The following is a 25502-nucleotide window of genomic DNA, read 5'->3' on the forward strand; positions in this document are numbered from 1 at the left end:
ACCCGCCGTGCACGGGTCGGTCAGACGGCGCCGGAGGCGACCAGCGGGCCCGGGGCGGCCGGCTGCCGACGGTCGCGCCGGTTGGGCAGCGACAGCCGGATGACCTTCCACCAGGCGGAGGCGACCTGCTTGGGCAGCGGGCCGGTGGTGTAGCGCAGGCCGTACCGGTCGAACAGCGCCCGCACCTGCGGGGCGATCTCCTGGTAGCGGTTGCTGGGCAGGTCGGGGAAGAGGTGGTGCTCGATCTGGAACGACAGGTTGCCGGTCATGAGGTGCAGCAGGCGAGGGCCGCTGATGTTGGCCGAGCCGAGCATCTGCCGCAGGTACCACTCGCCGCGCGTCTCGCCCTCGATCGAGGTCTTCTCGAACGTCTCCACGCCGTTCGGGAAGTGCCCGCACATGATCACCGAGTGGCTCCACACGTTGCGCAGCAGGTTCGCGGTGAACGTGGCGGCGAGCGTGGACAGGAACGAGGGGCCGGAGAGCAGCGGGTGCACCACGTAGTCCTTCAGCACCTGGCGGCGGATCTTGCGGCCGACCGCCCTGGCCTTGGCCCGGAACGCCGGGTCCTTGAGTCGCTTCTGCTTGAGGTGGTCGCCCAGCTCCATGTCGTACGCGGCGATGCCGTACTCGAAGAAGCACGCGTTGAGCAGGTTCCACACCGGCTGGCCCAGGTGCATCGGGTGCCAGGGCTGGTCCTCGTCGACGCGCATGATGCCGTACCCGAGGTCGTTGTCCTTGCCGACCACGTTGGTGAAGCGGTGGTGCAGCTCGTTGTGCGACTGCTTCCACTGGTCGGCCGGGGAGACGTGGTCCCACTCCCAGGTGGTGGAGTGGATCTTCGGGTCACGCATCCAGTCCCACTGGCCGTGCAGGACGTTGTGCCCGATCTCCATGTTGTCGAGGATCTTGGCGACCGTGAGGCCGGCCGTGCCGACGATCCAGGCCGGCGGGAACAGCGAGAAGAGCAGCACCGCCCGACTGCTGATCTCCAGCGTCCGCTGGGTCTTGATCACCTTGCGGATGTAGCGGGCGTCCCGCTCCCCCCGGTCGGCGAGGACCCGGTCCCGGATCGCGTCCAGTTCCTTGCCGATGATCTCGATGTCCTCGGCGCTCAGGTGGGCGATCGGGTTGTCGGCCTTCTTCTGGATCACGGTCACGTCGGTGGCTCCTTCAGAGATCGATGTCGCAGGTACCGGCGGCCGCCGACACGCAGGTCTGGATGGCGACGCCGTCACCCGGCACAGCCGTGGTGACGTCGCCGTTGCGCAGGTCGCGTACGGCGCCCTGGCGCAACGGCACGACGCAGCCGAAGCAGATCCCCATCCGGCAGCCCGAGGGCATGAGCACCCCCGCGTTCTCCCCCGCGTCGAGCAGGGTGGTGGCGCCGTCCGCCTCGACGGTCACCCCCGCCCCGGTGAAGGTCACCGTGCCGCCCTCGCCCGGTGTGATCACCGTGGGACGGAACCGCTCGGTGTGCAACAGTTCTGCGGCGGCGCGCGCCGCCCAGTGCGTCTCGGCCGCGTCGAGCAGGCCGACCGGGCCGCAGGCCCAGGTGTGTCGCTGCGCGTGATCGGGTACGAGGTCGTCCAGCTCGGCCACGTCGAGCAGGCCGGAGGTGTCGGTGTGCCGCTCGACCAGCCGTACCGTACCGCGCTCGGCCAGCGCCCGCAGTTCGGCGCCGAAGATGACGTCGTCGCGGGTGGGTGCCGAGTGCACCAGCACCACGTCGGCCCGTTCCAGGAGCCCGGACCGGAGCATGCCCATGACCGGCGTGACGCCGCTGCCGGCGGTGAGGAACAGGACCCGCTCGGGCACGGCCGCGGGCAGCACGAAGTCGCCCTGGGCCTGGTCGAGCTGGACGATCGTGCCCGGCCGGATCCGGCGGACCAGGTGGTTGCTGACCTTGCCGTCGGGGATGACCTTCACCGTGACGCTGATCCGGCCGTCGGCCGCGCCCGGCGCCGAGGTGACCGAGTACGCCCGCCACTGCCGGACCCCGTCGACGTCGACGCCGAGTCGCACGTACTGCCCGGGCTGGTGGCCCCGCCAGCCCCGACCGGGTTGGATCACCAGCGTGGCCGCGTCCCGCGTCTCCGGGCGGACGGCGACGACGCGCCCCCGCAACGGCGCGCCCGCGCGCAGCGGCGCGACCATGTCGAGGTAGTCGTCCGGGAGCAGCGGCGTGGTGACCGTGCCGGCCAGCCGCAGCAGCCTGTCCCGGAAGGAGACCTTCTGGGGGCGGCGGTGGGCAGTTGTGGTCATATGACCAGCGTGGCCGCACAATCGCATAACATCTTGACCGGCAAAGGTGAAACGGTCCCAGGTTTTTGTTCGAGGAGAACAACATGACGCAGGAGGCCGGGACGGGCCAGCGGGCAGCCCATCTCGATCTCGACGCCGGCGTGGCGGCGACGCTGCGCGAACGGCTGCCCATGGTCGCCGAGCGGACGGTCACCGCGATCACCGCCGAGGTTCCGGACTACTCGGGCGCGCTGACCGGGGCCATGCGGGAGAAGATCGAGAACGCGGTACGCATCGCGCTCGGCACGTTCCTCCAGCTCATCGAGGGTACCCAGACGGCCGACCCGAGCACGCCCCTGGCCCCCGCGCTGGAGGCCGCCTACGCGCTGGGCAGCGGCGAGGCCCGCTCGGGACGGAGCATGGACGCGTTGCTGGCCGCGTACCGGGTGGGGGCTCGCGTGGCCTGGCGGGAGGTCTCCACCACCACGGTCCGCAGCGGGTCGGCCGCCGAGACGGTGGCCGAGTTCGCCGAGCTGATGTTCGCGTACATCGACGAGCTGTCGGCGGCCAGCGTGGCCGGGCACGCCGACGAGCTGGCCAGCGCCGGCCGGGTGCGCCGCCGCAGCCTGGAACGGCTCACCCAGCAGCTGCTCGCCGGGGAGCCGGAGGAGTCGCTACGGGCCAGCGCCGAACGGGCCGACTGGCCGCTGCCGCAGACCCTGACCGTGGTGCTGCTGCCCCGCCGGCACCTGCGCGCGGTGCTCGCCCTGCTCAATCCGCACACGCTGGAGAGCGGCGAGGACCTGCCCGGGATGAGTCCGGCCGAGGAGCTGGCGGTGCTGCTGGTGCCGGACGCGCACGGCGGCCGGCGGCGTCAGCTCACCCGACTGCTGCACGGGCACCGGGCGGTGCTCGGCCCGGCCCGGCCGTGGCACCGGGTCGCCGCGTCGTACCAGCGGGCCACCCGGGCGCTCGCGCTCGGCCTCGGCGAGCCGGACGCCGGGCCGGTCGATACCGAACGGCACCTGGCCACCCTGCTGCTCAGCATGGACCCGGAGGCCCTGGCCGACCTGCGCGCGCAGGCCCTCGCCCCGCTGGCCGTGCTGCCGCCGGCCACCGCGCACCGGCTCGCCGAGACGCTGCGGTCCTGGCTGCTGCACCAGGGGCGACGCGACGACGTGGCGGCGGACCTCTTCGTCCACCCGCAGACGGTCCGCTACCGGATGGGCAAGCTCCGGGAGCTGTTCGGCGACCGGCTGCACGACCCGGCCACCGTCCTCGACCTCACCATCGCGCTCGCCGTGCCGGCGGAGCAGGGCGGGGCCCCCGCCTGACGGTCCGCCGGCCCCGGGTCACCGGGCCCGAGCGGCCGGGTCCTCCGGCCCTGTCCCCCGCCCGCGGCGGCGGGCAGGGTCGGAAGGGGACGAGCAACAAGGAGGCGCCACCATGAACCGCTCATCGACAGGTGTCCGGCAGACCCCGACGGTACGGGTGCTGGAGGCGGCGGCCCGGCAGTCCCTGCACGCCCCCTCGGTCTTCAACACCCAGCCCTGGCGCTGGCGGGTCACCCCGGACGCGCTGGAGCTGCGCGCCGACCCGGACCGGCAGCTCGCCCACACCGACCCGGACGCCCGGCTGCTCACGCTGAGCTGCGGGGCGGCGCTGCACCACGCCCGCGTCTCGCTGACCGCCGCCGGGTGGGCGGTCACCGTGGAACGGATGCCCGACCCGGGCGACCCGACGCTGCTGGCCCGGCTGCGCGCCACCGGCCCGGCGAACCTGGACGTCCCGGCGGGACGGCTGGTCGACGCGATCCCGCGCCGGCGCAGCGACCGCCGCGCGTACGGCGACCGCCCGGTGCCCGAACCGGTCCTGGCCCGCCTCACCGACGCGGTCGAGGCCGAGGGCGCGCACCTGCACGTGGTCCGGCCGGACCAGATGCCGATGCTGGCCGTCTCCACCGGCCGGGCCGCCGACGCCGAGCTGGCCGACCCGGCGTACCGGGAGGAGCTGCGCCGCTGGACCAACCGGCCGGCGGACAGCGGCGACGGCGTGCCCGCCGCCACCGCCGTGCGACCCGCGCCGAGGCGGGTGCCGGTGCGCGACTACGCGCCCGGCGGGGCGGCCGGGCTGAGCGCGGGCGCGGACTTCGACCGCGGCGCGGCGTACCTGATCCTGTTCGGTGAGCGGGACGAACCGGCGGCCTGGCTGCGCGGCGGCGAGGCGTTGTCGGCGCTGCTGCTCACCGCGACCGCCGAGGGGCTGGCCAGCGCGCCGCTCAGCGACGCGATCGAGCTGGCCTGGCCCCGCCGGATGATGCGTGACCTGCTCGCCGGGATCGGCGCGCCCTACCTGGTGGTCCGGGTCGGTTGGGGGCCCGACGCCGAGCTGCCGCCGGCGCCGCGCCGCACGCCGGCCGACGTCATCGAGGTGGTCGCGCCGCCGCAGTGACCTTCTCGCCGTCCTCCTCCGCCGGGCGACGGAAGGCGGTCCAGAGGTTGAAGCCGATGATCGCGACCGCGAACGTCGCCCAGAGCGCGAGCAACGCCGGTGAATGACCGTCCCGGACGAACCGGGGCAGGGCCACGGCCAGCAGCACCACGCCGAACAGCGCCGAGGCGACGGCCATCACCCGTCCTGCCCGCCGGGCGGGCCGCGGGCCGGGCGGACGCCGCTCGGCGGTGCGCGCGGCGAGGGCCCGGCGCAGGGTGGTCCCGACCATCGTGACCGCCGCCGCCAGCCAGAGGACGGGGAACCACGAGAACGGTTCCGTGACGAGGCGCAGCACACCGTAGCCGGCCAGGACCGCGCCGAGCGTCGCGATGAAGAGGTCCCGCTGCCGTGCGTTTCCGGACATGCGTGGACGTCTACCCGGTCCGGCACCGCCGCATGCCCACGTCGACCGGGGCTCGGACGGCCGGAGCGGGCGCTAGTCTCGACGGGTGTTCGCACCGGACCCGGCCGACGCGTTCGTGGTCTTCGGCGACCAGGACTCCGGCTGTCTGTCCTTCGGCGTGCGGGCGGCGGGCCGGCGCTGGTTCGTCAAGCAGGCCCGGACGCCGCAGGCGCGGGTCTCGCTCACCCGGGCCCTCGGGCTGCACGCCGCCGTCCGGCACCCGGACATCGTCCGGCCGGAGCTGGTGCGCGACGGCACCGACGGGCCCACTCTGATCTACCCGTGGTGCGCCGGCACCGTGCTCAACCACGCCACCGTGCACGGCTCGGACCGCGCCGGCCTGGCCCGCTTCCAGCGCCTCCCGGTCACCGAGGCGCGTGCGGCCCTGGCGGTGATCCTCGACGCCCACCTGGCCGTCAGCGCCGCCGGCTACGTCGCGGTCGACCTGTACGACGGTTGTTTCCTCTACGACTTCGACGCACACCGGATGCGGCTGATCGACCTGGACGAGTACCGACCGGGCCCGTTCGTCCTGGACTCCGAGCGGTTGCCCGGGTCCCGCCGCTACCTCTCGCCGGAGGAGTTGACCCGGGGCTCGCTGATCGACGAGCGCACGACCGTCCACGCGTTGGGCCGTACGCTGCACCACCTGCTCGACACGCCGTCGGGCTGGCGGGGCGGCGACCGCGCCGCGGCGGTCGTCGAGCGGGCCACCCGCGCCGATCCGGATGCGCGCTACGCGTCCGTGCCCGACCTGGTCGAGGCCTGGCGGAACGCCTGACCGCTGACCGCCCGACCCTGGCTCGCGGGCCGCCCTCGGCACACCGGCCGGCCGTCGCCGCCGGAATGGGCGTGCCGCTGATCGAGGACGGCGTACCGGCGTCGAGGTGGACCTCGATGGCCGCAAGCTCGGCGCGTTCGGCAGCCGGGTCCATAATGGAGAGATGTCGCAGGTCGTCGCCGTGATCGAGGTGCTCGCGCTCCTCGGTCTGGCGCCCGGCTTCGTCGGGGCGTTGGCGGCGGCGGTCCTGCGCCGGCCCCTGGACAACCTGAGCCGACCCTTGCAACGGCTGCCCGCCGAGCAGTTCCGCAACGCCATCATGCTTCCGTTGATCTCGGTCTACGCCGGCGCGATCGCCGGCGTGGGAACGAACCTGTTGACCACCGAGCCGGATCGCTACCTCTACGCCTTCGCCTTCATGCTCGTCACGGCGCTCGTGGTGGTGATGATCGGTGGCCGACTCGCCGTCAAGCCGATCCGGCGGGTCGCCGGCACCGCGGTCGCCTACCGTCGCGAACTCCTCGCCGAGATGCTGCACCGCGACTGGACGAGCGCGTCACGGGAGGACCGGGTGGCCGCGTCGCGGCGGGCGGCCCGCCTCGCGGCCACCGGGCTCCGGCTCGTCTCCTACGCCCGAACCCGGTCCTTCGGGCAGTGGCTGCGCCGCCGGCCCCGGCTCGAGCTGGCGTGGTTCGCCACGGCCACCGCCGTCACCACGGCGGTGCTGCTGTACGTGCTGGTCGTGCGGGTCGTGACCGGTGGCGGGACGATTGGGCCCGGGTTGCTGCTGATCGTGCTGTTGCCGACCCTGGGACCGGGACAGCTCTGGCTGCGCTACCGGGAGAACCGGGCGACACTGCGTGCCTTCGGGGCCGAGCTGCACTCCGAGGCGTCCGCGGTGCTCACGGCGATCGCCGCCGCGCCACCGCCACCGTTCCGGCTCCGCCTGTTGCGGTCGCTGCGGACGCTCCTCGACCTGGACCCTCCGGGTCACCGCCGTCGTCCCGACGTCTGATCGGACGTCCTCCGCCGACAGATGGTCGGCGGCCCCTGATCCGCCCCTAGCCGCCGGCCAGGACCTCGCGGAGACGGGCGGCGAACTCCTCCGGCTTGCCGCCGTAACCGAACCGGCCGTCGAGGAAGCCGCCGTGGTGGCTCGGGAAGACCGTCGCCTGCTGCGCGAGCAGCGCGGCGGTGCCCGCCGCGGTGCGCGCCGTGTAGGTGCCGGCCGACTCCTCCCCGACGGCGACCACGATGCGGGTGGACGCCGCGGTGAGCCGGCCCGCGTCGGGCCGGTAGTCGGTGACCGCCCAGGAGTTCTGCGACAGCAGCGGATCGTCGCGGGTGCCGTCGTCCTCCGTCGACAGGCCGAACGCGGCCGGGTCGGGCGACGGCTGCGCGAAGTAGGCGTCGGTGAACTCGCCCTGCCAGGACGTCATCGCGATGAAGTCGGCCATGCCGGCGCCGTTGCCCCCGGCCCGGTACGCCTCGTGGAAGCGGGCGCGCGCCCGCTCGGCCCCTGCCGCGTCGGGGAGCACCGCGTTGATCGGCGGCTCGTGCGCCACCAGCGTGACCACGTCGTCGGGGTGGGTGGCGACCAGCTCGAGGGCGGTGACCGCGCCGCCGCTGCTGGCGAAGATCTCGACCGGCCCGGCGCCGAGCGCCTCGACCAACAGGTGCAGGTCGGCGGCCTGCTGCTGCGGGGTGTGGTCGGACCGGCCGTCGGTGCGCACGCTGCGACCCAGGCCACGCGGGTCGTAGGTGACCACGGTGCGGTCGGTGAAGTGCCCGGCGAGCGCGTCGAAGCCCTCCGCCGTCATCGGCTGGCCGATCATGAGCAGCACCGGGCGGCCGTCGGCCGGCTGCAGCGGCCCACGGACGTCGTAGACCAGGTCGGCGCCGGGCACGGCGAGCGTGTGGGTCCCTGTCGTCATGGCGGTGACCCTACGACGCCGGTCCGACATCCGTCGCCGCACCGCGCCGGCCGGCGCGGGGTCAGGGCCCGGCTGCGTGCGGAGGAACGGGCCACCGAGGAGGCGGTGAGCGCGTGGCGGAACCGCCACCTGTGACCGCCCGGGCGGCGCAAACACCCGCCCGACCGGTCGGCCGGCGCATAGCGTGTGGGCAGGGAGGCGGCCTGGGCAGGAGGCGGCCTGAGCCGGAGGGGGACGCCGTGACGGAGCCGGAAGAGGAGCAGGAGAAGACCCGCAAGACCGACCAGGTGCTGTTCTCACCCGACGGCGATCCGCACCACACGTTGGCGGAGGCGCCCCAGCCGGACGAGCACCTCGACGTCACCGCCACGGTCGACGACCGGACCGAGGTCGTCGACGACGAACAGTGACGGTCGGGAGCGATACCGCCGGCGGGCCCGGGACGTTCGCCATCCCGATCGCGCGAACGAGGTCTTCGCGGTCGAGCCTCTCTCCGGCTCGGCCGCGCCCGCCCGGGCCGATGGCCTGACGGCGGGAGTCGCGCTCAGACCGGCGGGATGCCGGAGCGGCCGATCGCGGACATGTCGCCGCCACCGATCTCGGTGGTGTCGCCGGGCGGGCGCGGCGGGCCGGTGGCCTCGGTCCGGTCCTCGACGCAGGCGTCGCCCCCGCCGTGCATCAGCTCCCCGACGGCGGCCAGCGCCGACCCCTTGTCCGGGCAGGGCCGGCCGGTGGCGAGCACCTGCCCGTCGTCGCCCAGGACGGTGAACCCGACCGTGCCGTCGGGCTCGCTCTCGATGACGAACTTCACCGCGCCTCCCGTCTCGGGTCAGCTCACGCCCTGGGACTGCAACCACAGTTCCAGCAGGCCAAGTTGCCACAGCTTGTTGCTGCCGGCGGCGGCCTGGGCCCGGTCCGGCTCGGTGAGCAGCTCGTCGACGTACGCGCGGCGGAACAGGCCACGCCGGCGCGCCTCGGGCGCGTGCAGGGCCTCGACCACCAACTCTCGCACGGGACCGTCGACGTTGCGCAGCGCCGGCACCGGGAAGTAGCCCTTGGGCCGGTCGATCACCTCGGGCGGCAGCACCTCGCGGGCCACGTCCTTGAGCACCCCCTTGCCGCCCTGGGCCAGCTTGTGCTCGGGTGGACAGGCCGCGGCCAACGTCACCAGGTCCTGGTCGAGGAACGGGGTACGCACCTCCAGCCCCCAGGCCATGCTCATGCTGTCCACCCGCTTCACCGGGTCGTCCGGAAGCATCAGGTGGGTGTCCAGGCGCAGCACCGCGTCCACCGCGGTCTGCGCGCCGGGCGCGGCCAGCTCCGCGGCGACCAGCTCGCCGCTGGCGTCCCGGTCGCAGGCATACGCCGGGTCGACCACCCGGTTCAGCTCGGCGTGGTCCCGGTCGAAGAACGCGGCGGTGAACTCGGCGGCCGCGTCCGCCCGGGCCGCGTCGGCGAGCCGGTGGTGGTAGCCGTAGCCGGCGAAGACCTCGTCGGCGCCCTGCCCGGACTGTGCCACCTTCACGTGCCGGGCGACCTGCTCGGAGAGCAGGTGGAACGCCACCACGTCGTGGCTGCCCATCGGTTCGGTCATCGCCGTCACGGTGGCCCGTACGGCCGGGCCGAGGTCGCCGTCGGCGAGCCGGATGCGGTGGTGGTCGGTGTCGAACGTGCGGGCGACCAGGTCGGAGTAGTGGAACTCGTCGCCGGACTCGTCGCCCCGGCTGTCGAAGCCGATGCTGAACGTCTGGAGGTGGTGCTGCCCGGCCCCGTCGAGCAACGCGACGATCATGCTGGAGTCGAGCCCGCCGGAGAGGAGCACCCCGACCGGCACGTCGGCGACCAGCCGCCGGCGTACGGCGGTGCGCAGCGCGTCCCCGACCGCGGCCCGCCAGTCGCGGGCGTCCATGCCGGCGTGGGCCGGGTCGCGCCGGTACTCGGGCCGCCAGTAGACGTGCTCGCGGCTGCGCCCGTCGGACTCCACCACCCGGACGGTGGCCGGGGGCAGTTTGCGCACCCCGCGCAGGATCGTGCGCGGCGCCGGCACGATCGAGTGCCAGGACAGGTAGTGGTGCAGCGCGACCCGGTCGATGCCGGTGTCCACGTCGCCGGCGGCGAGCAGCGCCGGCAGCGTGGAGGCGAAACGCAGCCGGCCGGGTGACTCGGCGAGGTAGAGCGGCTTGATGCCCAGCCGGTCCCGGGCCAGCACCAGCCGGCGCCGCCGCCGGTCGACGAGCGCGACCGCGAACATCCCGACCAGGTGGTCGACGAACCGCTCACCCCACTGCGCGTACGCCACCAGGATCACCTCGGTGTCGCTGGTGCTGTGGAACGTGTGCCCGGCCGCCCGCAGCTCCTCGCGCAGTTCCGGGTAGTTGTAGACGCAGCCGTTGAAGACCAGGGCCAGGCCGAGGTCCTCCCGGACCATGGGTTGGCCGCCGGCCTCGGACAGGTCGATGACGGTCAGCCGGCGGTGCCCGAGGGTCACCCAGCCGTCGCTCCAGAGTCCTTCACCGTCCGGGCCGCGCGAGCGCATGGCCTCGGTCATCCGGGTCACCGCGGCCGCGTCGGGGGTGGCGCCGTCGAAGCGGGCCTCGCCGCTGATCCCGCACATCTCAGCGGCCGCCGGTCAGTCGCGGAGCACCCACCAGGCACACCTCCCGCCGCGCCGTCCCCCGGGCGGTTCGCCGGGTCCGCCGTCTACCCGGCCTGTGACGGAGGAAACCCGGGATGGGCGGTTGGCGAGCCGGAACGGGCGGACCGTCGTACGGTGGCGGTACGGGCCATGTCCCCGGGCGGTCCGGCCACGGGACGTGGCCATGATCAACAACGCCTGCCAGGAGGACGTGTGTTCGCCAATTCCGAGGAACTCCTGCGTTACCTCAGCGATGAGGACGTGAAGTTCGTCGACGTACGTTTCTGTGACCTGCCCGGCGTGATGCAGCACTTCAACCTGCCGGTCGAGTCCTTCGACGACAGCGTCTTCACCGACGGCCTCGCGTTCGACGGTTCGTCGATCCGCGGCTTCCAGTCGATCCACGAGTCGGACATGCTGCTGCTGCCGGACGTGTCGACCGCCTTCGTCGACCCGTTCCGGGCGCAGAAGACGGTCGCGTTGAACTTCTTCGTGCACGACCCGTTCACCCGGGAGGCCTACTCGCGGGACCCGCGCAACGTGGCGAAGAAGGCCGAGGCCTACCTGGCGGCCAGCGGCATCGCGGACACGGCCTACTTCGGCGCCGAGGCCGAGTTCTACATCTTCGACTCGATCCGCCACGAGACCTCGGCGCACCAGTCGTTCTACTACATCGACTCGATCGAGGGTGCCTGGAACACCGGCCGGGTCGAGGAGGGCGGCAACCGCGGCTACAAGACCGCCTACAAGGGCGGCTACTTCCCGGTCCCGCCCGTGGACCACTACGCCGACCTGCGCGACAGCATGGTCCGCCGGATGGTCGACGCCGGTTTCACGGTGGAGCGCTCGCACCACGAGGTCGGCACGGGTGGCCAGTCCGAGATCAACTACAAGTTCTCCACGCTGCTGCACTCGGCCGACCAGCTCCAACTCTTCAAGTACCTGATCAAGAACGAGGCGTGGGCGCACGGCAAGACGGCGACGTTCATGCCCAAGCCCTTGTTCGGTGACAACGGCTCCGGCATGCACACCCACCAGAGCCTCTGGCGCAACGGCGAACCGCTGTTCTACGACGAGACCGGCTACGCCGGCCTGTCCGACACCGCCCGCTGGTACATCGGCGGCCTGCTGCACCACGCGCCCTCGCTGCTGGCGTTCACCAACCCGACGATCAATTCGTACCGGCGACTGGTGCCCGGCTTCGAGGCCCCGGTCAACCTGGTCTACTCCCAGCGCAACCGCTCCGCCTGCACCCGCATCCCGGTCACCGGCAGCAACCCCAAGGCCAAGCGCGTCGAGTTCCGCGTGCCGGACCCGTCGGCCAACGTCTACCTCGCCTTCTCCGCGATGATGATGGCCGGCCTGGACGGCATCAAGAGCAAGATCGAGCCGCCGGCCCCGATCGACAAGGACCTCTACGACCTCCCGCCGGAGGAGTGGGGCGACGTCAAGCAGGTCCCCGGCTCCCTGCCGCACGCGCTGGAGGCGCTCGCCCAGGACCACGACTACCTGCTCGACGGTGGCGTGTTCACCGACGACCTGATCTCCACCTGGATCGACTGGAAGAACGCCAACGAGGTCGACCCGGTGCGCCTGCGGCCCACCCCGCACGAGTTCGCGCTCTACTTCGACTGCTGATCCCGGCCCGCCGCCCCCGCGTGTCGCACGTGGGGGCGGCGCTGCGGGGAAACCGCATCCGGCGGGCACCCGGACTCGTACCGTCGAGGCATGGCCCCGCCGCGCGACGACGCACCGACCGGACCCGCACTCCGGTGGAGCCGTCGATGAGGCGGCGGCCCGCCACCGCCACCTCCGCCCCGGCGATCCCCGCCACCCTCACCGTCGGGGTCGAGGAGGAGTTCCTGCTGCTGGACCCGGAGACCGGGGAGAGCATGCCGGTCGCCGACCGGGTCCGCGACGCGCTGTCCGGGACCGCCAGGCAGCAGAGCCGGCAGGAGTTCCGGCACAGCATGGTGGAGATGGTGACCCCGGTCAGCCCCGACCTGGCACGGCTGCGGGACCACCTGGTCGCGCTGCGCCGCGCCGCCGCCCGCGCGGCCGAGGCCGTCGGCGCGCGACTGGTCGCCGTCGGCGCCACCCCGGTCTGCGAGGCCCACCGCACCGTGCCGGACGAGCAGCGCTACCACGACATGTCCCGCCGGTTCGGTCCGGTCGCCCACGACCCGGCGGTCTGCGGCTGCCACGTCCACGTCGGCGTGCCCGACCGGGAACTCGCCGTGCAGGTCTGCAACCACCTGCGGCCGTGGCTGCCGGTGGTGCAGGCGCTCACCACGAACTCCCCGCTGCACGACGGGCGCGACACCGGACACGCGAGCTGGCGGTCGATGCAGCTGGAACGCTGGCCGAGCATCGGGCCCACGCCGCACTTCGACTCCGCCGCCGACTACGACGCCACCGTGCGGGACCTGATCACCGCCGGGATCATGCTCGACGCCGCGATGGTTTACTGGTACGCCCGGCCGTCCGCCTCCTACCCGACGGTGGAGGTCCGCGTCGGCGACGTCTGCCCGACGGTCGACGACACCGTCCTGGTCGCCGGACTGGTCCGGGCCCTGGTCGCCACGATGATCGACGAGGTGGGCGCCGGCGTGCCGGCCCCCCGCATCCGCGACTGCCTGGTCGCCGCCGCGCACTGGCGGGCCGCCCACGACGGCGTCGACGGTGAGCTGGTCGACCTGCGCACCGGCCGCCCCCGGCCGGCCTGGGACCTCGTCGACGACCTGCTCGTCGTCGTCGCGCCCGCGCTCACCCGGCACGGGGACCGGGACCTGATCCTGCGCGAGGTGGACCGGGTCCGCCGCGACGGCACCGGGGCCACCCGGCAACGACGGATCATGGCCGACACCGGCGGGGACGTCCGTGTGGTGCTCGACCACCTGGCCGCGCAGACCACCGCGGACTGACGGCGGTGGCCCGCACCGCGTCGTCAGCGCAGGCCGGCGAAGAGGTCGTCCTCCGGGGTGGACGCGCCGGTGCGGTCACGGACCCGGACGAACGTCTCCATCCCCATCAGCTCGGTGAACCGCTCCTGCCCCAGGCGCAGGAAGAAGATGTTCTCCGCCTGGCTGGCGTGCGCGGCCAGCGAGGCGAACTTCTGCCCGCCGTGGGCGCGGGTGTCCACCCAGGTGGTGATCTCCTCGTCCGGCAGGCCCAGCGCCGGCATCTCGTCGGTGGCGTCCGGCTCGGGGAACTCGACCCCGATCTCCTGCATCACCTTGCCGAACTCCCGGAACGCGCTGCGCGGCACGGTGGTCCAGTAGACCTTGGCCGGGATGTCGGTGCGCTCGACCGCGGCCATCGTGATCCGGTGGGCCTGGATGTGGTCGGGGTGGCCGTAGAAGCCGTTCTCGTCGTAGGTGACCACGACGTCGGGGCGGTAGCGCCGGATCAGCTCGGCCAGCCGGTCGGCCGCCTCGTCCACCGGCGTGTTCCAGAACGCGCCGGGCGCCTCGTTCGTCGCCCAGCCCATCATCCCCGAGTCGGCGTAGTCGAGCGTCTCCAGGTGGGTCACCTTCAACGCCTCGCAACTGGCCGCCAGCTCGGCGCGGCGCATCGCCACCACGGACTGCGGGTCGTGTCCGTCCTCGCCCGGCTTGACGCCGTCGGGTCCGTCGCCGCACCGCCCGTCGGTGCACGTCACGAGCACCGTCGTGACGCCCTCCGCCGCGTAGCGGGCGAGGACGCCGCCGGTGCTGGTCGCCTCGTCGTCGGGGTGCGCGTGCACCGCCATCAGGGTCAAAGATCGCTCAGCCACCCCGTCACCATACGAGCAGGAACCGACGAACTAGCATTGCCCGGTCCGCAGACGGCGACGGAAGCGAGGCGCGATGGGTTGGCTCCGGCGGTTGCTCGGTGGCGATCGGGTCGACCTGGACCCCGGGCGTCAGCAGGCCTTGCTGCGGGACGTCCGGCACTCCTACGGCGCGCACGCGCGGGTCCGGTTCCCCGACCAGGTCGACGCGATCACCCGGTTGCTGTCCGACGACGACGGTCTGGTGGTGGCCGCCGGGATCGTGTGCGAGGCCGCCGAGGAGGCCCACGCCGACCTCCAGTTCCAGGCGCAGGAGGTGTTCCGGCGCACCGGTCGGCGGCTGGTGGTGCACCGACGCAACTACCGGCCCCTGTGGAAGGAGGCCGGTCCGGCGCTGCGCTGGCCGCTGGGCGCCCTGCCGAGCGGGCTGCACCCGTACGCGCAGGTGTCCGCCGCCGTCACGGTGGTCGGCGCCCGGGCGGACCGCCTCGACCGGGTGACCGACCCGCAGCCGTTCGTGGTACGCCTGTTCGAGGTGCTCGACCTCACCACGGCCGGGTGGGAGTTCGGCCGGGTGCGGGTGGACACCGACAGCGTCGCCCTGGTGGAACGGCTGACGGGCACCGCCGCGCGGGTCCTCGCCGCGATGGACGACCCGCCCCGACTGCCGCCGGCGGTGCGGGAGATGATGCGCCGCAACCACACCGTCGACGTCCACGACCCGGCCGGGCCGCACGTCGTGGGCCGGATCAACCCGGGCGCGCGACTGCGCGAGACGCTGCTGGCCTGACCGCCGTCCGCCGGAGGGACGGGACGCGCCGGCCACTGCGGTCGGCGCGTCCCGCCCCGGTCAGGTGGTGGTGACGGTCAGGGACGCCGGCGGGTCGTTGGCCCCGTTCGCCGACCCGATGAAGCCGAAGGTGGTGGACGCGCCGGCCGCCAGCGCGCCGTTGTAGTCGACGTTGCGCACCGTCACGTTCGCGCCGCTCTGGCTGTGCGTGCCGCCCCAGATCTGGTTGACGACCTGGCCGTTCCGGAACGTCCAGGAGACCGTCCAGCCGCGGATCGCGGTCGCGCCGGCGGTGACGGTGACCTCGCCCTGGAAGCCACCCGACCACGAGCCGGTCACCGCGTACGTCGCCCGGGCGCCCGAGGGCGCCGGAGAACTGGTGGTCGGCGTCGGCGTCGGCGGCGTACTCGGCGTGGGGGTGAGGGTGGGCGACGGCGTCACGCCGGGACGGGTCGCGCGGTAGGTGTGGCCGGCGCGGACGGTGAGCTGGACGACGTCCGCCTCCGGCCGGGTGGTGGCCGGCGAGCTGCCGTCGGCGGCGTCGACGAGCACGAAGCTGCCGGTGAACAGCCGGGACCGCAGTCGCAGCGTCCCGTCCCGGTCGGCGCGGACGCCGATCTCGTCGGCCTGGCCGTTGCTCCAGGCGAGCCCGACGGTGTAGCCGCCCCGGCCGCGCAGGCCGGTCACCCGTCCGATGGGCCAGGCGCTCGGCAGCGCGGGCAGCAGGTGCAGCTCGCCGGTGTGGCTGTGCAGCAGCATCTCGGCGATGCCGGAGGTGGCGCCGAAGTTGCCGTCGATCTGGAACGGCGGGTGCAGGTCGAACATGTTCGGCGCCAGCCGGTCGGTGCGGACCAGGTCGCGCAGGAGCTTGTGGGCGCGGGCGCCGTCCTCCAGCCGCGCCCAAAAGTTGATCTTCCAGGCGAGGGACCAGCCCGTGCCGTCGTCACCCCTCAGTTCCAGGGTCTTCCGGGCGGCCTCGTACAACGCCGGGGTGCCCCGCCGGGTGATCTGGTTGCCGGGGTGCAGGCCGTACAGGTGGGACACGTGCCGGTGGGTCCGCTCGGTCTCCACCCAGTCGGCCAGCCATTCCTGGATGTTGCCGCGGGAGCCGACGCGGCTCGGCGGCAGCCGGTCCCGGGCGGTCCGCACCTGGGACCGGAAGGTGGTGTCGACGCCGAGGACCTCACCGGCCCGGGCCGCGGCGTCGAACAGGTCGCGCAGGATCTGGTTGTCCATCGTGGGTCCCGCGCAGACGCTGGCGTTCGCGTGGTGCGGCAGCTCCGGGGAGTTCGACGGGTTCGTCACCAGGTAACCGAGCGTCGGATGGGCGACCAGGGTGTCGAGGAAGAACTGGGCGGCGCCCTTCAGGGCCGGATAGTGGGCCGAAAGGAAGCCGAGGTCGCCGGTGAACAGGTAGTGATCCCAGATGAGGGTGCTCAGCCAGGCGCCGCCGGTCTGCCACATGCCCCACAGCGCGCCGTCGACGACGGAGGCGCCCCGCCAGGCGTCGGTGTTGTGGTGGGTGACCCAACCGCCGGCCCCGTACTGCGCCTGCGCGACCCGGGCCCCGGTGACCGCCAGGTCCCTGACCATGTCGAAGACGGGCAGGAAGCACTCGGACAGGTTCGTGGTGTCGGCCGGCCAGTAGTTCATCGGCAGGTTGGCGTTGATCGTGTATTTCGAGTCCCAGGCCGGGGCCAGCGAGTCGTTCCAGATGCCCTGGAGGTTGGCCGGCTGGGTGCCCGGGCGGGAGCAGGAGATCAGCAGATAGCGTCCGTACTGGAACAGCAGCGCGGCGAACTGCGGATCGTCGCTGGTCGCGTGCTGGGCGATCCGTACGTCGGTCGGTTGGTCGGCCGCGGCGGTGCGTCCCAGGTCGATGCTGACGCGGCGGAACAGCGCCTGGTAGTCGGCGAGGTGGCGGCTGCGCAGCTGGTCGACGGCGACGGTCCGGGCGGCGGCGAGCCGGTTGCGGGCGATGCCCTGGTAGTCCCCGTTGACGGTGCGGTAGTTGACGTAGCTGGAGCCGATCGAGATCAGCATGGTCACGCTGGTGGCGCCGGAGACCCGCAGCGTGCCGCCGGAGCTGCTGACCGTGCCACCGGTCGCGGTGGCGTGGGCCAGGGCGAGGAAACGCACCGAGCCGGTGACGCCCTCCATGGAGCCGGAGACGCCGTCGAGTCCGATGGTCGTGCCGTCCGGGCTCGACACGGTGGTCCGCTGCGGACTGTCGAACGTGGCGGAGAACGTGATCGCGTCGGCCCGGTCGGCGGTCAGCCGGACCACGATCACCTGGTCGGCCGCGCTGGCGAAGACCTCCCGCTGGTGCCGTACGCCGCCCCGCACATAGGTGGTGGTCACCGTGGCGGTGGCGAGGTCGAGGGTCCGCCGGTACTGGGTCGCCCCGTCGGCCGAGCCGAAGGCGAGCCGGAGGTTGCCCACGGTCTGGTAGGCGAGCTGGCCACCCGGGCTGCCCATCATGGTCTGGTTGATCAGGTCCTGCGCCGAGGTCCACTGGTCGGCGAAGACCCGCCGCCGGATCTCGGCCAGGTTGGCCGCGCCCCGGGTGTTGGCCGAGTCGTAGGGGCCGCCGGCCCAGACGGTGTCCTCGTTGAGCTGCAGCCGTTCGGTGTCGATGTTGCCGAACACCATCGCGCCGAGACGCCCGTTGCCGATCGGCAGCGCGCGGAGCCAGTCGGTGCCGGCCGGCTCGTCGTACCAGAGCGCCAGGTCGTCGGCGGCCAGCGCCTCCGGTGGCGCGGCCGAGCCGGCGCGGGCGGCGGCGGTCCAGGCCGCCGGCAGCAGCGCGGCGCCGCTCCCGGCCGCCGCGGCCTTGATGACGTTCCTTCGGGTCACTTCGGACATGGTCTCTCCAGGTCACGCGGATCAGAGACGGGTGGGGTCGCTGTTAGCGCTAACAGGCGTTGCCCACGCGCCCCTCACGCTCACCTGCCCGATGTCTGCGCCCGAGCTCCCGTACGCGCGCCACATCTGCTGACATTGACTGTCGTTGATGGAAACATCGCTCGTCAAGGAGCGGGAACGGGCTTTGCGAACGTTGCCGCCCCTGCCCCCGGGTCGACCCGGCGGGCCGACCGGGGCGCCGGACCGACCGGCCGGCCCACCCGGGTCACGTGCAGGATGCGCCCGGGCTCGACGTCCAGCAGCGCGCCGAGCGCGTCGCGGCTGCCGGCGACGTCGACGAGCTGGCTCAGCGGATGCGCCGCCAGCCCGGCCGCCTGCACCGTCAGCCACACCCGCAGCAGCACCCGTCCGAACTCGACCTGCCCGGCCGCGTCCAGGTCGGCCGGCGCGACCAGCGCCAGCAACGCTCCTCCACGCGCCAGCGGGTCACCGCCGGCGGCGGCGAGCGCCCGCGGCAGTCCCAGCGGCCGCAGCACCGGGTACGCGGCCAGTGCCGCCCGCAGCCCGACGGCCGCCGGCCGGGACAACCCGAGACACCTGTCGGTCAGCCCGTCCGCCCGGTAGTCCCGACGGGCCGGATCGAGGCGCAGCCACCGCCGCAGCTCCGCCACGACCGCCGGGTCCCCGTACACGTGACGGTCGGCGGCGCGCAGCAACGCGCCGACCCGCCCACCGTCCGGGACCACGTGGACCGCGCCGCCGGACCGACGGGCGACGGCGTCCAGGGCCGCGACCACGTCGGCGTCCGGCCCGTCGGTGAACCGTCCCCGGTCGGTTCGTCGGTCCCACACCTCCGGGGTGCGGAACGGCGTCCGGTACGGGTGCCGCGCCGGGCGCAGCCGGCCCACCCGCCGGTCGGCGGCGTCGAGGTCGGCGACCCAGTCCAGCCGCAGCCCCGCGTCGGCGGCGACGATCAGGCAGGTCTCCACGAACGCGCCCAGCGACAGCCGCAGGTCCCGCCCGGTCGGGTCGCCGGCCGGCAGCGCGTCGGCCGGGTCCCAGCCGACGGTGACCGCCCACCGCCCGTAGCGCAGCCGCCAGGGTTGGGTGTTGTGCGCGCTGGGGGCCCGCCAGCACAGCGGCTCCAGCGCACGGAACGCGGCGAGGTCCATGTCAGCGCTCCCGGGCGTAGAAGGTGTAACTGTGCAGCGGCCGGCCGCCGAGCCGCCGGAACTGGGCCGCCGACGCCGGGTTGTCCCGCCCGACGTAGGTGCTGCGCAGCGCCGTGTAGCCGCCGGCACGCAGGTGGTGGTGCAGATGCGCGGAGAGCAGCCGCTGGTAACCGCGCCCCTGGAACTCCGGCAGCACACCCTTGACGATCAGCACCGCCTCCCGGCGGTACCGGCGACGGGTGGCCAGCAGCCGCAGCTGGTTGACCGGGTGCAGGTCGCCGCGCACCGCGACCAGGAACTCGCTGATGTCGGGCAGGCAGAGCACGAACGCCACCGGCCGCCCGTCCCGGGTCAGGTAGAGCAGCAGCGACTCGTCCAGCAGGTGGGCCAGTCCGTCGGTCTGCCGGCGCAACTGCGCCGCCGAGATCGGCGTGTAGTAGCCGAGCTGGGCGAACGAGTCGTTCAGCATCCCGCGCAGCAGGTCGAGCTGCGCGTCCAACCGCCGCACGTCCCCCCGGTGCAGGTCCAGCCGCGCGCCGTCGGGCTGCACGCCCGGCTCGGGCGGCGGCCCGTCCGGCGCCGGGACCGGGCAGATCCAGGTGTCGGAGACGAACCGGCGGGTGAACCCGGACGCCTCGTAGGCGGCCGGGTAGCCCGGCGGGTTCCAGGCGCTGTCCACGAACCCCCGGTCGTCGAACCCGGAGGTGATCACCCCGCCGGCCTGGTTGGGCAGCAGCGCCACCGGCCCGAACAGCAGGTCCCGGTCGGCGGCGGCGTGCCCGGCGATCGCGTCGAACAGCGGCTCGGCGGCCGGCGCGGCGAACTCGGTCAGCCCGAACAGCTGGCACCGCCGGCCGAGCTTCGCGTCCAGGTCCGCGTCGGTGTGCAGGGTGGTGCGGGCGACCACCGTGCCGGTGGCGTCGCGCAACACGTACATCGGCACGCCGTCGCGCCACCAGCGGCGGATCTGCTGGCGCGGGGTCGGCACGTAGCGGGGCTCGCCCGCGTACAGCCGGTCGGTCAGGGCGACGAAGTCCCGCAGGCCACGCCGGTCGGTGACCCGCGCGAACCGGTGGCCGCTCACCGGCGTACCGCCGGCCCGGTCGTCTCCGCGCCCAGCGGCGTGAAGGTGTCGATGTGGCCCATCGCGCCGTCCTCGGCCCGCCACGCCCCGTTGGAGTAGCCGTCCGGGGAGGCGGTGTAGAGCCGGATGAACCCGGCGGTCGCGTTGCGGGTGCCGTCGGTCAGCCACGTCATCAGCCGCCGGTGGTGGCGGGTCCGGGCGAAGCGCAGCATCGCGTCCCGGTCGGTGAAGAACGCGATCGTGCCGAGCGTGAGCGGGAACTGCCAGTAGACGGTGTGCCAGCAGTAGCCGGACATCCGGCGCATGTCCCTAACCATCCGGAACCAGTCGGGGGCCAGCCGCAGCAGCACCAGCGGGTTCGCGTAGCGGGTGCCGCCGATGAACATCGCGCCGGCGCGGGCCTGCGCCGGGGCGCGGGAGAAGTCACGGGTACGCACGGGTCACCTCACCAGGTAGGCGTTCTTGAGCTTCTGCCGGCCGGCGAACGGGCCGTGGTCCGCCTCGTGCAACTCCACCCGCAGGTCCCCGGCGGCCGGATCCTCCACCAGGGACTGGGCGAAGTCCCGCGACACCGAGGCCAGGTGTCGGCGTACCCCGTCGCGGCACGCGTCGGCGAGCGCGGCGCGCTGCGCGGCGGCCAGCGGGCGGCGCAGCTCGACGTGGATCACCGGCCGGGTCTCCAGCGCCGCGTCCTCGTGCAACGCCAGGCAGAACCGGCTGATCTGGGCGGCGTGCGGGTTGCCGGTGTACAGGCCGTACTCGACGTCCTGCGGGTAGAGGTTCGCGCCCAGGTAGGACACCGTGGAGTCGGCGCGGCCGAACAGCAGCAGCACCGGCAGCGTCATCCGTTCCTCGGCCACCGCGGTGCGGAACTCGGCCCGGCGCACCGGGTCGGCCGCCGCCAGCTCGACGATCCGCCGGTACGGCACCAGCAGCGCCTCGTCGCCCACGTTGTAGCGCAGCCGGGGCTGGAGCACGTGCGGGCCGGTCACGGTGCAGACCAGCTCCCGCCGCTCGTTGGTCTCCAGCCAGGTGGCGAACGGGTTGTACTGGAACACCATCGGCAGCCGCTGCTCCCCGGGGCCGAGCAACTCCGCGCGCAGCGCGGCGTCGGTGCGCAGGCGCCGTCGCAGCCAGACCGTGAACCGGGTCTCCGCGCCGATGCCGATGGTCAGGTCCGACGCGCCGTACGCCGAGCGCACCCGCACGAACCGCTGCTCCAGGTAGTCGCGCAGCGCCTCGGTCATCCCCTCCCCGCCGCAGCTGCCGAAGATCCGGTACCGCGACCAGGGGAAGTCCTCGGCGTCCAGCCGGTCCCGCAGGTGCTTGAGGAACGGCGGGTACGCGGTGACCAGGTAGTCGAAGTCCGGGCCGAACTCCCGCAGCGTGTCGACGATCTTCCCGAGGTCCGGGCCGGTGTTCTTCACCACCGCGATCCGGGCCATCGCCGCGCCGGTCGTGGTCCCGGTCGCCCAGGCTCCCATCGAGTACGCGTTGATCACGAACGGTCGGCGCATCGGGAACGCCAGCCCGGTGTAGCCGGCGATGTCCCGGTGCACCGCCCGCAGCTCCCGCTCGCCGCGCGGCCAGTTGAACGGCCGCCCCGACGACCCGGCCGACTCGTCGACCACCACCCCCTGTCGCGGCAGTCGCCCCCGCCAGCACCGCGCGGCGGCGGCGTGCGCCACCACGTACCCGAGCTTGTCGGTCTCCGGGAAGTCCCGCAGCCGGCGGCGGACGCCGGCCGGGCGGGCCCGCAGGAACGCCCGGTAGGCCGGCACCCGCCGGGCCGCCCGCACACAGGTCGCCCGCGCGTTCGCCTCGGCGAGCCCGTCGAGCAGCGGGTGGTGGTGCCGGGCGAGCCACCGCCAGCCCGCCGGACGGCGGCCGACGAGCCGGACCAGCGCCGCGACCACCCGGGCCACGAGCGACAGCGCGGCCACGGCGGGCATCGGCGTCTCGACGGTACGCAGGACGGCGGGTCGGTGCAGCGTCTCGGCCATGCCCAGCATCCTGTCGACGCCGCGTCGCCGGCGCCTGAGCCGTGCGACGGTGATCGTGCTGAGTACCCGTACCCAGCCGCCGGTCAGGTCGTCGGCGCGCCGTCGCGCCGCACCGGCGCGCCGAGCAGCTCGTACAGGTCGGCCTCGACGAGCGCGAGCAGATCCGCGCCGAAGGCGGTGTCGGGCGTCGCCGGCATCCGGCGCGCCACCCCGGCCAGGAGGTCGGCCACCTGCACCCGCGGGTCGTCCCGGGAGTCGGTCGTCACCAGGCCCGCCAGCGGCGACTCCTCGACCGGTCGTCCGGTGCCGTCGGCGAGGGCCCGCTGGAGGCGGCGCAGGCGGTCGGCGGTGAGCGCGCTCTGCTCGTCGTGGACCACCAGCACCCGCCGGCCGCCGCCGCTCCAGGACAGCACGGTCTCGGCCAGCGCCGGCAGCAGCGGTTCCAGCGGTGGCGGGATCGACCGGTCGGCGTCGTAGAGGCGGGCCTGGACGGCGGCCACCCGGGCCCGGTCGAGCCCGGTGAGGACGGCGTCGGCGGGCGCGTGCCGGGCCAGCGCGTCCCGCGCCCGCAGGAACCGGTCCACGCTGCCGTCGCCGGCCCGGTCCCGCCGCTTGGTCCGGAGCATGTCGACGAACGCGGCGAGGAAGGCGGTCCAGTCGGCGCCGGCCGCGTGTCCGGCGCGGTGCAGGGCGAGGGCGGCTTCCCGGCCCGCCGGGGCGAGGCGGGTGCCGGCCGCGTAGGACGGCTCGGCCAGCAGCAGGTCGACGACCCGGGTCGCCAGGAAGACCTGCTTGTCGACCAGGTGCACGTGCGCCCGCCCGCGCAGCGCCGCCAGGAACCAGTCCCGCGCCTCGACGGACTCCGGACGGCGGAGGAACTGCCGGGACTTGACCTCGTGCGGGGAGAACCGGAACCCGGCACGCAGGGACGTGAGCAGTGCGGTCGCCTCGACGGCGGTCAGGTCGACGCTCGCGTGGGCGATCACCGGGGTGGCGGGGTCGAGCAGGTTGGTGCCGGAGAACCCGGACTCGTCGCAGGCGATCTCCACCACGGGACCGGCGGGGGCGTCGGCCGGCGGCAGCCCACCCTGCAGCGGCAGCCTCGTCCCCGGTCCCACCCGCCCATGCTCGCCGACGCGCCCGGATCGGTCCAGGGGATTGCCGCCCGTCCCCGGACACGAAGGCCGGAACCGGGCGACGCGTTCGTGATCACACTCACCGCGTCGCCGACGTGGCCGCAACCGTTGAACGGGTACGACAGTAACCATGACGTCGTCTACCGAGGTGGTCATGACCCACGTGCCCGGCCCCGTCGACCCGGCCCGCCTCCGGGAGGTGCTGGACGGGCCGTGGGCGGCGGTCCGCGACGCGCACCGGACGCAGCTCGACGAGCGCTTCCTGCCGGTGTACGGGGAGACCGGCGACGAGGCACGCGCGCGGATCACCCGGTTGCTCGCCGAGCTGCCGACCGGGATGGGCATGCCGTCGGCCTTCCCCGCCGAGTACGGCGGCCGGTCCGACATCGGCGGCTCGATCGTGGCCAGCGAGATGCTGGCACAGGTCGACCTGTCGCTGATGGTCAAGGCGGGCGTGCAGTGGGGGCTGTTCGGCGGCGCGGTGATGGCCCTGGGCACCGAGCGGCACCACGACGCCTATCTGCGCGACATCGTCGCCGCCCGGCTGCTGGGCTGCTTCGCGATGACCGAGACCGGTCACGGCTCCGACGTCCAGCAACTGCGCACCACCTGCGTGTACGACCCGCGGACGCAGACCTTCGACCTGCACACCCCGCACGAGGCGGCCCGCAAGGACTACATCGGCAACGCGGCCCGGGACGGCCGGATGGCGGTGGTCTTCGCCCAACTGGTCATCGAGGGGCGGCGGCACGGCGTACACGCGTGGCTGGTGCCGATCCGCGACGAGCGGGGACGGCCGCTGCCCGGCGTGACCATCGAGGACGCCGGGCCCAAGGCCGGTCTGCTCGGCGTGGACAACGGGCGGCTCAGCTTCGACCACGTCCGGGTGCCGCGGGACATGCTGCTGGACCGGTACGCCCAGGTGGCCGAGGACGGCACCTACTCCAGCCCGATCGAGAACGACTCCCGGCGCTTCTTCACCATGCTCGGCACCCTGGTCCGGGGCCGGGTCAGCGTGGGCGGCGCCGCGTCCGCGGCCACCCGCGCGGCGTTGACCATCGCGATCCGCTACGGCGACGTGCGCCGTCAGTTCGGCACCCCCGACGCCGACCGTGAGGTGCTGCTCAACGACTACCTGGCCCACCAGCGCAAGCTGCTGCCCGCGCTGGCCACCACGTACGCCCTGCACTTCGCCCAGAACGAGCTGGTCACGACGCTCACCGAGGTGCAGGGCGGCGGCGAGCCGGTCGACGAGCACCGGCAGCGGGAGCTGGAGTCCCGGGCCGCCGGCCTGAAGGCCCGACAGACCTGGCACGCCACCCGGACCATCCAGATGTGCCGCGAGGCGTGCGGCGGCGCGGGCTACCTGGCCGAGAACCGGCTGCCCGGACTCAAGGCCGACACCGACGTGTTCACCACGTTCGAGGGCGACAACACGGTGCTGCTGCAACTGGTGGCCAAGGGGTTGCTCACCGGCTACCGGGACGAGTTCGGCTCCCTGGACGGGTGGGGGCGGGCCTCCTTCGTCGCCGACCAGGTCCGCGAGATGGTGCTCGAACGCACCGCCGCCCGTTCGCTCATCGAGCGACTGGTCGGTTCCGTGCCCGGCCGGGACGAGGAAGTCGCCGTCACCGACCGCGGCTGGCAGCTCAAGCTCTTCGAGGACCGTGAGAGGCACCTGCTCGACGGCGCGGTGCGGCGCCTGCGCAACGGCGCGACGACGAAGAAGGACCGGCCCTTCGACATCTTCAACGACGTCCAGGACCACGTCCTCGCGGTCGCCGCGGCGCACGTCGACCGGATCGCCCTGGAGGCGTTCGTCGCCGGCATCGAACGCACCGCGGACCCGGCCGCGCAGGCGTTGCTCTCCCGCGTCTGCGACCTGTACGCGCTCAGCGTCATCGAGGCCGACAGGGGATGGTTCCTGGAGCACGGCCGCCTCACCCCCGCGCGCTCGAAGGCGATCACCGCGGTGGTGAACGGGCTGCTCAAGGAACTGCGGCCGCACATGCGCACGCTCGTGGACGGGTTCGGGATCCCGGAGCTGTGGTTGCACTGCGCCGTGCTGCGCGAGGAGGCCGGTCGGCAGGAGGTCATGGCGGCCCGGGACGCCCGGTCCGTGTCCGACGCCGGCGACATGGGCCCGCGGCTCTGACCGGCGCGCGGTTCGCCGGAGAAGACGGGCCCGGG

At 73.6% G+C, this 25502-nt stretch carries 22 protein-coding genes; 9 read left to right on the top strand and 13 right to left on the bottom strand.

Annotated features, from left to right (window positions below; genetic code table 11):
* Positions 1 to 20: 20 nt before the first annotated feature.
* Complete coding sequence (locus COO58_RS13420; protein ID WP_091576498.1) at positions 21 to 1160, bottom strand: acyl-CoA desaturase; 1140 nt, start codon at positions 1158 to 1160, stop codon at positions 21 to 23.
* Positions 1161 to 1173: 13 nt separating this feature from the next.
* The gene (locus COO58_RS13425; RefSeq protein ID WP_098745176.1) at positions 1174 to 2265 is read right to left on the bottom strand and encodes a ferredoxin reductase; all 1092 of its coding nucleotides are present in this window, start codon (positions 2263 to 2265) and stop codon (positions 1174 to 1176) included.
* A gap of 83 nt (positions 2266 to 2348) precedes the next feature.
* Here COO58_RS13425 and COO58_RS13430 point away from each other — a divergent pair, with 83 nt between their 5' ends.
* On the top strand, positions 2349 to 3578 hold the full coding sequence (locus tag COO58_RS13430; RefSeq protein WP_098746318.1) for a CdaR family transcriptional regulator: 1230 nt from the start codon (positions 2349 to 2351) through the stop codon (positions 3576 to 3578).
* A gap of 112 nt (positions 3579 to 3690) precedes the next feature.
* The gene (locus tag COO58_RS13435; protein WP_098745178.1) at positions 3691 to 4695 is read left to right on the top strand and encodes a nitroreductase family protein; all 1005 of its coding nucleotides are present in this window, start codon (positions 3691 to 3693) and stop codon (positions 4693 to 4695) included.
* Here the strand turns inward: COO58_RS13435 and COO58_RS13440 are convergent.
* Entirely contained in the window at positions 4667 to 5101 is a 435-nt protein-coding gene (locus COO58_RS13440) for a hypothetical protein (protein WP_098745179.1), read from the bottom strand. The two genes, COO58_RS13435 and COO58_RS13440, sit on opposite strands and share 29 nt — an antisense overlap.
* Positions 5102 to 5186: 85 nt before the next feature.
* Between COO58_RS13440 and COO58_RS13445 the strand changes: the two genes are divergently transcribed.
* Both COO58_RS13445 and COO58_RS13450 read left to right on the top strand, forming a co-directional pair.
* On the top strand, positions 5187 to 5921 hold the full coding sequence (locus tag COO58_RS13445) for a serine/threonine protein kinase (RefSeq protein WP_098745181.1): 735 nt from the start codon (positions 5187 to 5189) through the stop codon (positions 5919 to 5921).
* A 106-nt stretch (positions 5922 to 6027) separates the two neighbouring features.
* The gene (locus tag COO58_RS13450) at positions 6028 to 6936 is read left to right on the top strand and encodes a hypothetical protein (RefSeq protein ID WP_141561892.1); all 909 of its coding nucleotides are present in this window, start codon (positions 6028 to 6030) and stop codon (positions 6934 to 6936) included.
* 46 nt (positions 6937 to 6982) lie between these two features.
* Here the strand turns inward: COO58_RS13450 and COO58_RS13455 are convergent, their stop codons facing one another.
* A complete protein-coding gene (locus COO58_RS13455) occupies positions 6983 to 7855 on the bottom strand; it encodes an alpha/beta fold hydrolase (RefSeq protein WP_098745184.1) in 873 nt (290 codons plus the stop codon).
* 239 nt (positions 7856 to 8094) lie between these two features.
* On the opposite strand from COO58_RS13455, the gene COO58_RS30200 reads away from it, so the two are divergent.
* On the top strand, positions 8095 to 8265 hold the full coding sequence (locus COO58_RS30200; RefSeq protein WP_174529122.1) for a hypothetical protein: 171 nt from the start codon (positions 8095 to 8097) through the stop codon (positions 8263 to 8265).
* Between the two features lie 134 nt (positions 8266 to 8399).
* On the opposite strand, the gene COO58_RS13460 is transcribed toward COO58_RS30200, so the two are convergent.
* Complete coding sequence (locus COO58_RS13460) at positions 8400 to 8666, bottom strand: hypothetical protein (protein ID WP_091576519.1); 267 nt, start codon at positions 8664 to 8666, stop codon at positions 8400 to 8402.
* Positions 8667 to 8684: 18 nt separating this feature from the next.
* Positions 8685 to 10469 (bottom strand): N-acetylglutaminylglutamine amidotransferase, encoded by a 1785-nt coding sequence (locus COO58_RS13465; RefSeq protein WP_091576521.1) that lies wholly within the window; start codon positions 10467 to 10469, stop codon positions 8685 to 8687.
* 234 nt (positions 10470 to 10703) lie between these two features.
* On the opposite strand from COO58_RS13465, the gene glnA reads away from it, so the two are divergent.
* Both glnA and COO58_RS13475 read left to right on the top strand, forming a co-directional pair.
* Positions 10704 to 12128, top strand: coding sequence for a type I glutamate--ammonia ligase (glnA, locus tag COO58_RS13470; protein WP_091576523.1), 1425 nt, complete (start codon positions 10704 to 10706; stop codon positions 12126 to 12128).
* Positions 12129 to 12274: 146 nt separating this feature from the next.
* A complete protein-coding gene (locus tag COO58_RS13475) occupies positions 12275 to 13414 on the top strand; it encodes a glutamate--cysteine ligase (protein WP_091577753.1) in 1140 nt (379 codons plus the stop codon).
* Positions 13415 to 13437: 23 nt separating this feature from the next.
* Here COO58_RS13475 and COO58_RS13480 read toward each other — a convergent pair whose 3' ends face one another.
* The gene (locus tag COO58_RS13480; RefSeq protein WP_098745185.1) at positions 13438 to 14265 is read right to left on the bottom strand and encodes a PIG-L family deacetylase; all 828 of its coding nucleotides are present in this window, start codon (positions 14263 to 14265) and stop codon (positions 13438 to 13440) included.
* 73 nt (positions 14266 to 14338) lie between these two features.
* Between COO58_RS13480 and COO58_RS13485 the strand changes: the two genes are divergently transcribed.
* Positions 14339 to 15052, top strand: a complete 714-nt coding sequence (locus COO58_RS13485) for a hypothetical protein (RefSeq protein WP_098745187.1) — start codon at positions 14339 to 14341, stop codon at positions 15050 to 15052.
* 60 nt (positions 15053 to 15112) lie between these two features.
* Here the strand turns inward: COO58_RS13485 and COO58_RS13490 are convergent, their stop codons facing one another.
* The 6 genes from COO58_RS13490 to COO58_RS13515 form a co-directional block, all read right to left on the bottom strand.
* Positions 15113 to 17917, bottom strand: a complete 2805-nt coding sequence (locus COO58_RS13490; protein WP_098745189.1) for a glycoside hydrolase N-terminal domain-containing protein — start codon at positions 17915 to 17917, stop codon at positions 15113 to 15115.
* Positions 17918 to 18081: 164 nt separating this feature from the next.
* Positions 18082 to 19089, bottom strand: a complete 1008-nt coding sequence (locus COO58_RS13495; RefSeq protein WP_098745190.1) for a nitroreductase — start codon at positions 19087 to 19089, stop codon at positions 18082 to 18084.
* Between the two features lies 1 nt (position 19090).
* Positions 19091 to 20173: a GNAT family N-acetyltransferase gene (locus COO58_RS13500; RefSeq protein WP_098745192.1), complete on the bottom strand. Its 1083-nt coding sequence runs from the start codon at positions 20171 to 20173 to the stop codon at positions 19091 to 19093.
* Complete coding sequence (locus tag COO58_RS13505; RefSeq protein ID WP_091576540.1) at positions 20170 to 20610, bottom strand: DUF4188 domain-containing protein; 441 nt, start codon at positions 20608 to 20610, stop codon at positions 20170 to 20172. Before COO58_RS13505 ends, COO58_RS13500 begins: the two co-directional genes overlap by 4 nt.
* Before the next feature lie 3 nt (positions 20611 to 20613).
* Positions 20614 to 22176, bottom strand: a complete 1563-nt coding sequence (locus COO58_RS13510; protein WP_098746320.1) for a phenylacetate--CoA ligase family protein — start codon at positions 22174 to 22176, stop codon at positions 20614 to 20616.
* An 83-nt stretch (positions 22177 to 22259) separates the two neighbouring features.
* The gene (locus tag COO58_RS13515) at positions 22260 to 23294 is read right to left on the bottom strand and encodes a hypothetical protein (RefSeq protein WP_255292607.1); all 1035 of its coding nucleotides are present in this window, start codon (positions 23292 to 23294) and stop codon (positions 22260 to 22262) included.
* A gap of 148 nt (positions 23295 to 23442) precedes the next feature.
* Here COO58_RS13515 and COO58_RS13520 point away from each other — a divergent pair, with 148 nt between their 5' ends.
* Entirely contained in the window at positions 23443 to 25467 is a 2025-nt protein-coding gene (locus COO58_RS13520) for an acyl-CoA dehydrogenase (RefSeq protein ID WP_255292608.1), read from the top strand.
* The last annotated feature ends 35 nt before the right edge of the window (positions 25468 to 25502 follow it).

This window comes from Micromonospora sp. WMMA1996 (assembly GCF_002573675.1).
GTDB classification, from domain to species: domain Bacteria; phylum Actinomycetota; class Actinomycetes; order Mycobacteriales; family Micromonosporaceae; genus Micromonospora; species Micromonospora sediminicola.